The sequence below is a fragment of the Pseudogulbenkiania sp. AW2-16 genome, assembly GCF_056824575.1.
The window spans coordinates 452519-466122 of record NZ_CP157668.1 but is presented as its reverse complement, the minus strand read 5'-3'; the positions used below and the strand labels follow the sequence as shown (position 1 = coordinate 466122).

Sequence of the window (13604 nt, the reverse complement as noted above, 5' to 3'; positions counted from 1 at the left end):
GTAGGCTCTGCGCATGTCGGGCTGGTGTGGTATATGTCGGTAGAGTGGCGCGCCATGCCCTGCGCCTCGGATTGGCATCACCGCGTTGCAGGCAGGGACGGTCCGGCTGGCCGAGTCTCAGCGCCGTTTGACGTATTGCTTTCACATCGATCACGTTACCTTGCAGGCCGAATGGACTCTGACGCCTCCGTGGGAGGCCGGGTTCCGGTTCAGATCAGCACATCGGATGGGTTGCCATGAAACCGCACTATCTCACTTCCCTGTTTTCTCCTCGCGCCGTCGCCGTCGTCGGCGCCAGCGATACCCCGGGCTCGATTGGCCAGGCGGTATTTGCGAGCCTGCTGGCGGGCAATTTCCAGGGCAAGCTGTTCCCCGTCAACCTCAACCACAAGGTGGTCGGGGGGATGCGGGCGGTGCCATCGGTACGGCTGATCGAGGGCGAAGTGGAACTGGCCGTGGTGACCACGGCGCTGAGAACCTTGCCGGCCATCCTGCGCGATTGCGGCAAGAAGGGCGTGAAGGCAGTGCTGCTGGCCAAGGAGTTCGCCGACAGCGAGCAGCTGGAGCGTGAAATTCTCAAGGAGTCGTTGTCGATCGCCCGGCACTTCGGCATCCGCGTGCTGGGTCCCAACGTGCTGGGACTGATGCGCCCGGTGGCGGGCTTCAACGCTTCCAACTACTCCAGCAAGGTACGCCCCGGCAACCTGGCGCTGGTATCGCAATCCAGCGCCCTGTGCACCGCGATGCTGGACTGGGCCGATAGCAAGGGCATCGGGTTTTCCAGCGTGATTTCGGTGGGGGAGGGGCTGGACGTCGATTTCGGCGAGATCCTCGATTACCTGGTGGCCGATACCTTCACCCAGGGCATACTGTTGCACGTCCACCACATCCATGATGCGCGTCGCTTCATCAGCGCGTTGCGTGCCGCCGCCCGTACCAAGCCGGTGGTAGTGATCAAGTCCGGCCGCTACGAGGATGACGTGACCGGCCTGACCCATTCCAGCAATCTGGTCGAGAGCGCCGACGTGTTCGACGCCGCACTGTCGCGTGCCGGTGTGCTGCGGGTGGGCTCGATCTCCCAGCTATTCACGGCCGCCAAGGTGCTGGCCGCCAGTTTCCGGGTGCAGGGGCGGCGTCTGGCCATCGTCACCAACGGCATCGGCCCGGGCGTGTTGGCGGCGGACAGCGCCTATCTCAACGGTGTGGAGCTGGCGAAGTTGTCGGAGCCGACCATGGAGGTGCTCAACGACGCGCTGCCGCGCAACTGGTCGCACGGTAACCCGGTCGACATCATCGGCGATGCCAGCCCGGTGCGTTTTCGCACGGCGGTCAAGGCCTGTCTCGATGACGCCAATGTTGATGGCGTGCTGGTCATCTTCACGCCGCAGGCCGGTACCGATCACCTGACCACCGCGCAGCTGATGGTGGGGCTGCAGCGCGAGTCGACCAAGCCGATCCTGCTGTCCTGGCTGGGCGACGCCAAGGTTTCGGAGAGCCGGGAACTGTTCAGTAAGGCCAAGTGTGCCCATTTCCGCGCCCCGGAGTATGCCGTGGAAGTGTTCCGCAACCTGGCCGCCTACCATCACAACCAGCGCTTGCTGCTGCAGACGCCGGGGCCGCTCGAGGGCAAGCAGGTGTCTCCCGACGTGGCGCGCGCGCGCACGCTGATCAATGCCGCCCTGGCGGAAGGGCGGGTCATCCTGTCGGAGCGCGAGTCGAAGGAGGTGCTGTCGGCCTTCAACATCCCGGTCAACCCGACCCGGCTGGCGCGCGACTCCGACGAGGCCGTGAGGTTGGCCGAAGAAACCGGCTACCCGGTGGTGCTGAAGATCGATTCGCCGGACATCATCTACAAGTCCGATGTCGGCGGCGTCGAACTCAACATCAGTAGTGCGGCGGCACTGCGAGAGGCATTTGCCTCCATCGTCGAACGCTGCCGCCAGGCCCGCCCCGAGGCGGCCATCTCGGGGGTGTCGGTGCAGCCGATGCGCAGCCGACGATTCGCGCGCGAGGTGATGGTCGGCGTGACGCACGACAACGCTTTCGGCCCGGTCATCACCTTCGGCGCCGGCGGCATCGCCGTCGAGGTCATGAACGACCGTGCGCTGGCTCTGCCGCCGCTCAACCACTACCTGGTCGAGAGCCTGATCGGCAAGACACGCATCGGGCAGATTCTCGGCCCCTTCAAGAACCTGCCGGCGATCGATATCGACCAGCTGAAAGAGGTGCTGTTGCGGGTGTCGGAAATGATCTGCGAATTGCCCGAAATTCGCGAGATGGACATCAACCCCTTGCTGGCCGACGAGCAGGGGGTGATGGCGCTGGACGCACGCATCATCGTGCAGAAGGGGTGCGCGGGCGGCAAGCCGTACCGTCACATGGCGATCATGCCGTATCCCTCGCACATGGTGGTGTGCTCCCGCCTCAAGGATCAGACCCAGGTGACCATCCGTCCGGTGCGCCCGGAGGATGCGCAGATGCAGCAGGAGTTCGTGCGCAACCTTTCCGAGGAAAGCCGCTACAACCGCTATATGTCCAGCATCAAGCAACTGTCGCAAAGCATGCTGGTGCGCTTTACCCAGCTCGACTACGACCGCGAGATGGCGCTGGCCATGACCCGCGAGACGGCGCAAGGGGAAGAGCAACTGGCCGTGGCTCGTTACGTTACCGACCCTGATAACGAGAGCTGCGAGTTCGCTCTGGAGGTAGCCGACCAGTGGCAGGGCAAAGGGATCGGCTTCATCCTAATGAGCGCGTTGTTCGACGCCGCCCGTGACCAGGGGCTGAAAGTGATGCGTGGCGAGGTGCTCTCCGGCAACAAGGGCATGCTCAAGCTGATGCACAAACTGGGCTTCTCCAGCGAGTACCATCCGGAAGACCGGGCACTGATGCTGGTCACCAAGGTGTTGCAGGCGTAGCCGGCCCCGACACACGGCCGGAATAAGCGCTTGCAAGATAAGGGAAAACTGCCCTAAAATCGTGGGCTTTTCTACGATACCGTTTTTATTCAAGGACAATCGACAATGGTAGTGATTCGTCTGGCCCGCGGCGGCTCCAAGAACCGTCCGTTCTACAACATCGTGGTGACCGACTCCCGCAACCGTCGCGACGGTCGCTTCATCGAGCGCCTGGGCTTCTACAACCCGGTTGCCAACGACAAAGAAGAACGCGTTCGCCTCGCCGCTGACCGTCTGAACCACTGGATCAACGTTGGTGCTCAACTGAGCGACGCCGTTGCCAAGCTGGTTAAAGAGCAAAAAGTAGCTGCCTGATTGCAGTCTGCTGATACACGCAGGGTTTGAGGCGCATGCGCAACGATGATCTCGTCTTGATGGGGTATGTGCGCGGCGCCTTTGGTGTTCGTGGCTGGGTGAAAATCCATGCCGACACCGGGTCCGCAGACAGCCTGTTCGACTACCCGGTCTGGTGGCTGGGGCGGGATGGCCAATGGTCATCCTATCGTTTCGAAGACGGGCTGGTCCAGCCCAAGGCGCTGGCCGCCAAGCTCGAAGGCGTCGGCAGTCGCGAGGCGGCAGAAGCCATGCGCGGCATGCAGATTGCCATACCGCGCAGCGAATTCCCGGAGACCGCCGACGACGAGTACTACTGGTCCGATTTGATCGGCCTGGATGTCGTCAACAAGGACGGTCAGCGGTTCGGTCAGGTTGCCGAATTGATGGAAACCGGCGCCAACGACGTGCTGGTGGTCCGGGAGGGCAAGCGAGAGTGGCTCATTCCTTTCGTTGGCCAGTTTGTGCTTGATGTCAACCTGACTGACAAGCGCATCACGGTGGACTGGAACCTCGACGACTGATGCAGATCGACGCTATCTCGCTGTTCCCCGAGATGTTCGACGCTGTTTCCCGCTTCGGCGTTAGCCGACGCGCGCTGGAGCAGAACATCTGGGGTTTTCGTGCCTGGAATCCGCGCGATTTCACCACGGACAATTACCGCACCGTCGATGACCGCCCCTACGGAGGCGGTCCCGGCATGGTGATGCTGATCGAGCCCTTGGAGGCCGCCATAGCTGCGGCCGAAGAGCGACAGCGTGAGGCTGGCGTGGCGCAGAGCCATGTGGTCTACCTGTCTCCTCAGGGGCGGCCGTTAAGCCACACCAAGGCGGTCGAGCTGTCGCAGCGACCCGGTCTCATCCTGCTGTGCGGGCGTTACGAAGGGATCGATGAGCGTCTGATCGAGCGCCGTGTCGACGAGGAAATCTCCATCGGCGACTACGTGTTATCCGGTGGCGAACTGCCCGCCATGGTGTTGATGGACGCCGTCGTCAGGCTGTTGCCGGGGGTGCTCAACGATGCCCAGTCGGCTTATGAGGATTCCTTCGTGGACGGCCTGCTGGATTGCCCGCACTATACCCGACCCGAAGAATATCAAGGCATGCGGGTGCCGGACATCCTGATGTCAGGTAATCATGCCTTGATCGCAAAATGGCGGTTGAAACAGTCGCTGGGAAGAACGTGGAAGCGTCGTCCCGACCTGCTGCAAAACCGCCCTTTGACAAAACAGGAGTCTCGGCTGCTGGCAGAGTACCAGCAGGAACAAGATCTCCCGAAAAACCAGGAGCATTGACATGGATCTGATCCAGCAACTCGAGCAAGAAGAAATTGCCCGCATCGGCAAAACCGTTCCGGCTTTCGCCCCGGGCGACACCGTCATCGTTCAGGTGAAGGTAAAGGAAGGTAACCGCGAGCGTCTGCAGGCTTACGAAGGCGTTGTGATCGCCAAGCGTAACCGTGGCCTGAACAGCTCCTTCATCGTGCGCAAGATCTCCGCCGGCGAAGGCGTTGAGCGTACTTTCCAGACCTATTCCCCGCTGGTTGCTTCGATCGAAGTGAAGCGCCGTGGTGACGTGCGTCGCGCCAAGCTGTACTACCTGCGTGGTCGTACCGGCAAGTCGGCACGCATCAAGGAAAAGCTGCCGGCCCGCAAGCAAGGCTAATCGCCTGGCCGTTGGCTATGATGAGAGCGCAAGGCATCCGCCTTGCGCTTTTTTTCGGGCTCTGTCATGTCTTATACCGCTGTGATCGCTGCGCCGTTTGGCCGCCTGGGCATCGTGGCACCGTTCCAGGTCGTCAGCTGCATCGAGTTTCTGGATGCCACGGTCCCGCTTTTGTCACCTGAGCCGGGTTCGCTCGCCGAGGAGGTGGAGCGCCAGTTGCAGGAGTACTTCCGGCATCCCGGCTTCCACTTCGACCTGCCGTGTCGGCCGCAGGGTACTCCGTTCCAGCAACGGGTATGGCAGGCAATTGCCTCGCTTCCTTCTGGCGCTACCGTCAGTTACGGTGCCATCGCCCAACAGCTCGGCAGCTCCGCCCGTGCGGTAGGGCAGGCGTGCGGCAACAACCCGTTGCCGATCGTGATTCCGTGTCACCGCGTGCTGGCACGTTCCGGCTTGGGGGGCTTCAATCATTCGAGCGCGGAGCAGACCTTGTCGATCAAGTTCTGGCTATTGAGACATGAGCAGCAACGCTGAACAGATCGACCTGTTCCTCGACCAGCTGTGGCTGAGCGATGGTCTGTCGCGCAATACCCTGTCAGCGTATCGGCGCGACCTGCTCAAGCTGGGGGCGCGTCTGGACGAAGAGGGTGGAGTGCGTTTGATCGAGGCGGGCGTGGCGGATTTGCAGCGCGCCTTGTTGCAGGGGATCGAACAGGAGAAGGCCACCACCCGAGCGCGACTGGTGAGTGCCATGCGTCGGTTCTACCAGTATCTGCACGCCAGTGGCCAACGCCCTGACGATCCGTCTGCCGCGCTCGAGCGTCCCAAGCACGGGCAGCCCTTACCCAAGAGTCTGTCGGAGAAGCACGTGGTCGCGCTGCTGGAGGCTCCTGATGTGGCTACGCCTCTGGGCTTGCGCGACCGTGCCATGCTGGAGGTTTTGTACGCGACTGGCTTGCGGGTGTCGGAACTGGTTGGCTTGACGCTACAGCAGGTCGATCTCACTAGCGGCGTTGTGATGACGCAGGGCAAGGGCGGCAAGGAGCGGCTGGTGCCGATGGGCGAGGTGGCGCAGGACTGGCTGGGGCGGTATCTGGCTACAGGGCGGCCGGCTTTGCTGACGGGGGTGCCTTGCGAACAGATGTTCGTCACTCGTCTCAAGGCAGGTATGACGCGCCAGATGGCGTGGCACCTGATTTCAGGGTATGCACGCCGGCAGGGGCTGCCGCCGGTCAGCCCGCACACGCTACGCCACGCGTTTGCCACGCATCTGGTCAACCATGGCGCCGACTTGCGCGTGGTGCAACTGCTGTTGGGGCATTCTGATATTTCCACCACCCAGATCTACACCCATGTCGCCAGGGAGCGCTTGCGCCAGCTGCACGAGCAGCACCATCCTCGCGGTTGAGCCAAGAAAAACGCCCGCAAGAGCGGGCGTGATCGAGACGGGTTGGGCTCTTGGAATCAGGCCGGCTCCGCCGCCAAGGGCGTCTTCTCGTCGAATTGCAACTCGACCTTGTCGTTGGCGTCGATGGTGACCGTCACTTCGCCTCCGTCCACCAGACGGCCGAACAGCAACTCGTCGGCGAGAGCCTTGCGGATGGTGTCCTGGATCAGGCGGGCCATCGGACGCGCGCCCATCAGCGGGTCGAAGCCGTTCTTGGCCAGGTACTGACGCAGCATGTCGGTGAAGTGGATATCCACCTTCTTCTCGGCCAGCTGGTGTTCCAGTTGCATCAGGAACTTGTCTACCACCTGCAGGATGATGTTCTCGTCGAGCATGCGGAACGGGATGGTGGCATCCAGCCGGTTGCGGAACTCGGGGCTGAACAGGCGCTTGATGTCGGCCATCTCGTCGCCGGTCTGCTTGGCGTTGGTAAAGCCCATGCTCGGCTTGGACAGCGACTCGGCCCCGGCGTTGGTGGTCATGATGATGATCACGTTGCGGAAGTCGGCCTTGCGTCCGTTGTTGTCGGTCAGGGTGCCATGGTCCATCACCTGCAGCAGGATGTTGTAGATGTCCGGGTGCGCCTTCTCGATCTCGTCCAGCAACAGCACCGCGTAGGGGTGCTTGTTGATGGCTTCGGTCAAGAGACCGCCTTGTTCGAAGCCGACGTATCCCGGTGGGGCACCGATCAGGCGTGACACCGCGTGGCGCTCCATGTATTCCGACATGTCAAAGCGCAGCATCTCGACACCGAGGAAGTAGGCCAACTGCTTGGCGACTTCGGTCTTGCCGACACCGGTGGGGCCGCTGAACAGGAAGGAGCCGATCGGTTTCTGCGGGTTGCCCAGCCCCGAACGCGCCATCTTGATGGCGGTCGCCAGGGCCTCGATGGCCTTGTCCTGGCCAAACACCACGCTGCGCAAATCGCGATCGAGGTTCTTCAACACGTTCTTATCGTTGGACGAGACGGTCTTGGCCGGAATGCGTGCGATCTTGGAGACGATGTCCTCGATCTCGGCCTTGTTGATGACCTTGCGCTGGCGCGACTTGGGCAGGATCTTCTGCGCCGCGCCGGCTTCGTCGATGACGTCGATGGCCTTGTCCGGCAGATGGCGGTCGTTGATGTAGCGTGCCGCCAGCTCGGCCGCCGTCACCAGTGCGCCTTGGGTGTATTTCACGCCATGGTGCGATTCGAAGCGCGACTTGAGTCCCTTGAGGATTTCTACCGTCTGTTCCACGGTCGGCTCGTTGATGTCGATCTTCTGGAAGCGCCGCGACAGGGCGTTATCCTTCTCGAAGATGCCACGGAACTCGTTGTAGGTGGTGGCACCGATGCAGCGCAGCGAACCGTTCGACAGGGCCGGCTTGAGCAGGTTGGAAGCATCCAGCGTGCCGCCCGACGCCGCTCCTGCGCCGATCAGGGTGTGGATCTCGTCGATGAACAGGATCGCGTGCGGGTCTTCGGTGAGCTGCTTGATGACGGCCTTGAGGCGCTGCTCGAAATCGCCACGGTACTTGGTGCCGGCCAGCAGCGCTCCCATGTCCAGCGAGTAGACGGTGGCGCGGTCGAGCACCTCGGGGACCTCGCCGTTGACGATACGGCGTGCCAGTGCCCTCGGCGATGGCTGTCTTGCCGACACCGGCCTCGCCCACCAGCAGCGGGTTGTTCTTGCGGCGCCGGCACAGGATCTGCACCGTGCGCTCCAGCTCGTGCTCACGGCCGATCAGCGGGTCGATCTTGCCTTCGCGTGCCAGTGCGTTGAGGTTCTGGGTGTAGTTCTCCAGCGCCCCGCCGACGTTGGCCGAGGCGTCTTCGGTTTCGCTCTCGCTGTTGTCGCGCTGTTCGTTGGGCGTCGGCTGCGAGCGCTGCTTGGTGATGCCGTGGGAGATGAAGTTGACCACATCCAGCCGGGAAATACCTTGCTGATGCAGGTAATACACGGCGTGGGAGTCTTTCTCGCCGAAAATGGCGACCAGGATGTTGGCCCCCGTTACTTCCTTCTTGCCGGACGACTGCACGTGCAGGATGGCGCGCTGGATCACGCGCTGGAAGCCCAGCGTGGGCTGGGTTTCCACCTCGGTCTCGCCGGGCACGGTCGGGGTATGTTCGTCGATGAAGTCGGTCAGCTGTTTTTTCAGCTGATCGAGATTCGCTCCACACGCACGCAGCACTTCTGCGGCGGACGGGTTGTCCGTCATAGCCAACAGCAGGTGCTCGACACTGATGAATTCGTGCCGTTTGCGTCGAGCGTCCATGAACGCCATGTGCAGGCTTACTTCGAGCTCTTGGGCAATCATCAGTTTTCCTCCATTACGCACTGGAGCGGATGCTGGTGAGCTTTCGCAAACTGCAACACCTGCTCAACTTTGGTCGCGGCGACATCTTTGGTATAAACACCACACACCCCGCGGCCCTGGGTGTGCACTTGCAGCATGATGCTTGTGGCCTGCTCCCGGTTCTTGTGGAAGAAGTGTTGCAGTATCTGTACCACAAAATCCATCGGCGTGTAATCGTCGTTCAATAACAAGACCTTATACATCGACGGTGGGCGTGTCTTCGCCCGCGACGCCTCCAGTTGGGCGTCGTCCTTGTACTGCGTGGACATGGCGGCTTTCAGCAATGAGGCATTTCACTTTTATTTTGGTTCCGCCGGGATTTTTTTCAAGGGGGGAGAATTCTTTTCACCTTGGACTTGACGCTCGGGCCGCGGTTGCGTAGAAATGAGTCTGGTGCTTGGCTTAATTGAAATGAATGAGGTTTGCCCTAGGTAAAACCGAAGCGCTTTTAAGCTTTTGTTGGTCGGCCTCACCAGCCTGTTAAATGCAAGGAAGTAAAATGGCAACTGGTATTGTCAAGTGGTTCAATGATGCTAAAGGCTTCGGTTTCATCACCCCGGACGAGGGCGGTGAAGACCTGTTCGCGCATTTCTCGGCCATCAACACGCAAGGCTTCAAGTCCCTGAAAGAGGGGCAGCGCGTGAGCTTCGACGTGGTGAACGGTCCGAAGGGCAAGCAAGCATCCAATATCCAGCCGCAGTAACCGCCATGGTTATCGCCGGTCTTGGTTAATGAGGCCGGCGCTGGATGAAAAAACCCGCTATAAGCGGGTTTTTTATTTTGGTGGCAGCACATTTAATTTAGACTAATTTACGTGTCTGTGCTTGCACTAATTGGCGGCGAATAGGCTGCTATTTTTTTGTCATTAGTCAATGGAAAAGGGCTTGCGCTTGGCAAGCCCTTTGCTCCCGCTATAGCGGGGGGATTACATGCGTGCAATCATCGCATCGCCGAAGGCGGAGCAGCTTACCTCGGTGGCGCCATCCATCAGGCGGGCGAAGTCGTAGGTCACGATCTTGTCGGCGATGGCGGCTTCCATGGATTGGATGACCAGATCGGCGGCATCTTTCCAGCCCAGGTGGCGCAGCATCATTTCGGCGGACAGGATCAGAGAGCCGGGGTTCACCTTGTCCTGGCCGGCGTATTTGGGTGCGGTGCCGTGGGTGGCTTCGAAGCAGGCATACTGGTCGGAAATATTGGCGCCCGGGGCGATGCCGATACCCCCAACCTGAGCGGCCAGCGCGTCGGAGATGTAATCACCGTTCAGGTTGCAGCAAGCGATGACGTCGTACTCGGCCGGACGCAGCAGAATCTGCTGCAAGAAGGCGTCGGCGATGGCGTCCTTGACGATGATTTCCCGGCCGGTATTCGGGTTCTTGAACTTGCACCACGGGCCGCCATCGATCAGTTCGGCGCCGAATTCTTCCTGGGCCAGCTTGTAGGCGACGTCACGGAACAGCCCTTCCGTGAACTTCATGATGTTGCCCTTGTGCACGATGGTGAGCGATTTGCGGTCGTTCTCGATGGCGTATTTGATCGCGGCGCGAACCAGGCGCTGGGTGCCTTCGATGGAAACGGGCTTGATGCCGATGCCGGAGGTTTCCGGGAAGCGGATCTTCTTGACGCCCATTTCGTCTTGCAGGAACTTGATGACTTTCTTGGCGGCTTCGGACTGGGCGGCCCACTCGATGCCGGCGTAGATGTCCTCGGTGTTTTCACGGAAGATCACCATGTTGACCAGTTCCGGCTGCTTCAGCGGCGACGGCACGCCCTGGAAGTACTGCACCGGCCGCACGCACTGGTACAGATCCAGTTCCTGGCGCAGGGCCACGTTCAGCGAGCGGATGCCGCCGCCGACCGGGGTGGTCATCGGGCCCTTGATCGATACCGAGTATTCTTTCAGTGCGTCGAAGGTTTCTTTGGGCAGCCACTCGTCCGGGCCATACAGCTTGGTCGATTTCTCGCCGGCGTACACTTCCATCCAGTGGATCTTCTTCTGGCCATCGTAGGCCTTGTCCACTGCCGCGTCGATGACCTTGATCATGACCGGGGTGATGTCGATGCCGATGCCGTCGCCTTCGATGAATGGGATGATGGGGTTGTTCGGAATCGGCTGACCCGGAATGATCTTCTGGCCAGCGGCGGGAACCTTGATGTGGGATGCACTCATTGTTTCTCCTTCTCCTTCTGTATTGACCTGTTGTCTGCCATTTCCCGGTGCCTTCGCCGTTCTGCACTGCGGGAGCGGTGCTGGCTACTCTTGCTGGTTAGCTCAACGGAGATGCACGCCGGGACAACTACCCGATTTCCCGATGTATGTAGCGCTTATTGTAGCCGAGCACACGCTTGGCGGGACATGATTGTCCTCAATTGAGCGGCATGAAAAAAACGCCAGGGGAGCCCTGGCGTTTGGTCTTGGCGGAAGGCTCGCGAAGCGAGCTTCCTGGTCATGCTGCTCAGGCGAGCGTGGCGGCCAGGGCGGCGTTGAGGGTGGCGCTCGGGCGCATCACCGCCTTGCACTTCTCGGCGTCGGCCAGGTAGTAGCCGCCGATGTCGGCGGGCTTGCCCTGCACGGCCTTCAGCTCGTCGAGGATGGTCTGCTCGTTGTCGGCCAGTGCCTTGGCGAGCGGTGCGAAGTGAGCCTGCAGTTCCTTGTCGGCGCTCTGCTCGGCCAGCGCCTGCGCCCAGTACATGGCGAGGTAGAACTGGCTGCCACGGTTGTCGAGCTCTCCGGTGCGGCGCGACGGAGACTTGTCGTTGTCGAGCAGCTTGCCGGTGGCCTCGTCCAGCGTCTTGGCGAGAATCTTGGCCTTGTCGTTGCCGGTCTTGATGCCCAGCTCTTCCAGGGATACGGCCAGGGCCAGGAACTCGCCCAGCGAATCCCAACGCAGGTGGTTTTCTTCCAGAAGCTGTTGTACGTGCTTCGGCGCGGAGCCGCCGGCGCCGGTTTCGTACATGCCGCCGCCCGCCATCAGCGGCACGATGGACAGCATCTTGGCCGAGGTGCCCAGTTCCATGATCGGGAACAGGTCGGTCAGGTAGTCGCGCAGGATGTTGCCGGTGACCGAGATGGTGTCGAGGCCGCGAGCGACGCGTTCGAGGGTGAAGCGCATGGCGCGCACTTGCGACATGTGGTGGATTTCGAGGCCGGTGAGGTCGTAATCCTTCAGGTAGGTTTCAACCTTCTTGATCAGCTCGGCTTCGTGCGGACGGTACGGGTCCAGCCAGAACACCGCCGGCATGCCGGAGTTGCGGGCGCGGGTGACGGCGAGCTTGACCCAGTCGCGGATCGGCGCGTCCTTCACCTGGCACATGCGCCAGATGTCGCCAGCTTCCACGTTCTGCGACAGCAGCACTTCGCCGGTGGCGAGGTCGACGATGTTGGCCACGCCGTCTTCGGCGATTTCGAAGGTCTTGTCGTGCGAGCCGTATTCTTCGGCCTTCTGCGCCATCAGGCCGACGTTCGGCACGGTGCCCATGGTCTTCGGATCGAAGTTGCCGTGCCACTTGCAGAAGTTGATCATCTCTTGGTAGATGCGGGCGAAGGTCGATTCCGGCATCACGGCCTTGGCATCGTACGGTTTGCCGTCAGCGCCCCACATCTTGCCGCCATTACGGATCATGGCGGGCATGGAGGCGTCGACGATGATGTCGTTCGGCGAGTGGAAGTTGGTGATGCCCTTGGCGGAGTCCACCATGGCCAAGCGCGGACGGTGTTCCTGGCAGGCGTGCAGGTCGCGGATGATCTCTTCGCGCTTGGAGGCCGGCAGGGTCTCGATCTTCTCGTACAGGGTCGCCATGCCGTTGTTGACGTTGATGCCCAGTTCGTCGAACAGCTTGCCGTGCTTCTCGAAGGCTTCCTTGTAGTAGATCTTCACGCAGTGGCCGAACACGATCGGGTGCGACACCTTCATCATGGTGGCCTTTACGTGCAGCGAGAACAGGATGCCGGACTGACGGCAGTCTTCCAATTCCTTCTCGTAGAACTCGCACAGCGCCTTCTTGCTCATGAACATGGAGTCGATGATTTCGCCGTCCTGCAGCGCAACCTTCGGCTTCAAGACGATGCTCTGGCCGCTCTTGGTGACGAGCTCCATCTTCACGTCACGGGCGCGATCTAGGGTGATGGACTTTTCGCCGTGGTAGAAGTCGCCGTGCTCCATGTGCGATACGTGGGTCTGCGACCACTGCTTCCATTCGCCCATGGAGTGCGGGTGCTTCTTGGCGTAGTTCTTGACCGCGGCCGGGGCGCGGCGGTCGGAGTTGCCTTCGCGCAACACCGGGTTCACGGCGGAGCCCAGGCACTTGGCGTAGCGGGCCTTGAGCGCCTTTTCTTCCTCGCTGCTCGGGTTTTCCGGGTAGTCGGGGAGGGCGTAGCCCTTGGATTGCAGTTCCTTGATGCAGGCCATCAGCTGGGACACGGAGGCGCTGATGTTGGGCAGCTTGATGATGTTGGTGTCGGGATCCTGCGTGAGGCGGCCCAGTTCGGCCAGCGTGTCCGGCACCTTTTGTTCGTCGGTCAGATAATCGGGAAACTCGGCCAGAACGCGCGCGGCCACCGAGATGTCAGCGGTATCGATATTGATGCCGGCCGGGCCGGTAAAGGTTTGGATGATCGGCAGGAAGGCGCTGGTTGCCAGCGCGGGCGCTTCGTCGGTGAGTGTGTAGATGATGGTCGGGCGTTCCGAAGGCATTACTCTATCTCCATGATTATTACGACGTCAGAGCGTAGCGCGGCCGGGCGGGTGAGGGTGCCGGCGCGACGAAAGGCAGCGGAAAGGCGGACGCGGTGCCGGGTTGCGGTGGTCGTCCGTAGGCTCTCGGGGGCTTTTCAAAAGCGAATTATAGCGCTCTGTTCTGTTGCGT

General features: G+C 61.3%; 11 protein-coding genes and 1 pseudogene. 8 read left to right on the top strand and 4 right to left on the bottom strand.

Annotation, left to right across the window (positions count from 1 at the left end; all coding sequences use genetic code 11):
* Positions 1-236: 236 nt before the first annotated feature.
* The 7 genes from ABKF58_RS02220 to xerD all read left to right on the top strand — a co-directional run bounded on the left by ABKF58_RS02220 (position 237) and on the right by xerD (position 6362).
* Positions 237-2918: a bifunctional acetate--CoA ligase family protein/GNAT family N-acetyltransferase gene (locus ABKF58_RS02220; protein ID WP_482583251.1), complete on the top strand. Its 2682-nt coding sequence runs from the start codon at positions 237-239 to the stop codon at positions 2916-2918.
* A 105-nt stretch (positions 2919-3023) separates the two neighbouring features.
* On the top strand, positions 3024-3272 hold the full coding sequence (rpsP, locus tag ABKF58_RS02215; protein WP_008953399.1) for a 30S ribosomal protein S16: 249 nt from the start codon (positions 3024-3026) through the stop codon (positions 3270-3272).
* A gap of 35 nt (positions 3273-3307) precedes the next feature.
* Positions 3308-3814 (top strand): ribosome maturation factor RimM, encoded by a 507-nt coding sequence (rimM, locus tag ABKF58_RS02210; RefSeq protein WP_008953398.1) that lies wholly within the window; start codon positions 3308-3310, stop codon positions 3812-3814.
* On the top strand, positions 3814-4584 hold the full coding sequence (gene trmD, locus ABKF58_RS02205) for a tRNA (guanosine(37)-N1)-methyltransferase TrmD (protein ID WP_008953397.1): 771 nt from the start codon (positions 3814-3816) through the stop codon (positions 4582-4584). Before rimM ends, trmD begins: the two co-directional genes overlap by 1 nt.
* Position 4585: 1 nt before the next feature.
* Entirely contained in the window at positions 4586-4954 is a 369-nt protein-coding gene (rplS, locus tag ABKF58_RS02200; RefSeq protein WP_008953396.1) for a 50S ribosomal protein L19, read from the top strand.
* Between the two features lie 66 nt (positions 4955-5020).
* Positions 5021-5488: a methylated-DNA--[protein]-cysteine S-methyltransferase gene (locus ABKF58_RS02195; RefSeq protein ID WP_482583250.1), complete on the top strand. Its 468-nt coding sequence runs from the start codon at positions 5021-5023 to the stop codon at positions 5486-5488.
* Positions 5472-6362 carry a site-specific tyrosine recombinase XerD gene (gene xerD, locus ABKF58_RS02190; RefSeq protein WP_482583249.1) on the top strand — a complete coding sequence of 297 codons (891 nt, stop codon included), beginning with the start codon at positions 5472-5474 and terminating at the stop codon, positions 6360-6362. The genes ABKF58_RS02195 and xerD overlap by 17 nt, the downstream gene beginning before the upstream one ends.
* 56 nt (positions 6363-6418) lie before the next feature.
* Here xerD and clpA read toward each other — a convergent pair.
* Both clpA and clpS read right to left on the bottom strand, forming a co-directional pair.
* Positions 6419-8699, bottom strand: a pseudogene (gene clpA / locus ABKF58_RS02185) (ATP-dependent Clp protease ATP-binding subunit ClpA).
* Positions 8699-9007, bottom strand: a complete 309-nt coding sequence (clpS, locus tag ABKF58_RS02180; RefSeq protein ID WP_008953392.1) for an ATP-dependent Clp protease adapter ClpS — start codon at positions 9005-9007, stop codon at positions 8699-8701. The pseudogene clpA and the gene clpS overlap by 1 nt, the downstream one beginning before the upstream one ends.
* Before the next feature lie 230 nt (positions 9008-9237).
* On the opposite strand from clpS, the gene ABKF58_RS02175 reads away from it, so the two are divergent.
* The gene (locus ABKF58_RS02175) at positions 9238-9441 is read left to right on the top strand and encodes a cold-shock protein (protein WP_008953391.1); all 204 of its coding nucleotides are present in this window, start codon (positions 9238-9240) and stop codon (positions 9439-9441) included.
* A 222-nt stretch (positions 9442-9663) separates the two neighbouring features.
* Here ABKF58_RS02175 and icd read toward each other — a convergent pair whose 3' ends face one another.
* Positions 9664-10908, bottom strand: a complete 1245-nt coding sequence (icd, locus tag ABKF58_RS02170; RefSeq protein ID WP_482583248.1) for an NADP-dependent isocitrate dehydrogenase — start codon at positions 10906-10908, stop codon at positions 9664-9666.
* Positions 10909-11194: 286 nt separating this feature from the next.
* Positions 11195-13432 (bottom strand): NADP-dependent isocitrate dehydrogenase, encoded by a 2238-nt coding sequence (locus tag ABKF58_RS02165; protein WP_482583247.1) that lies wholly within the window; start codon positions 13430-13432, stop codon positions 11195-11197.
* Between the last annotated feature and the right edge of the window lie 172 nt (positions 13433-13604).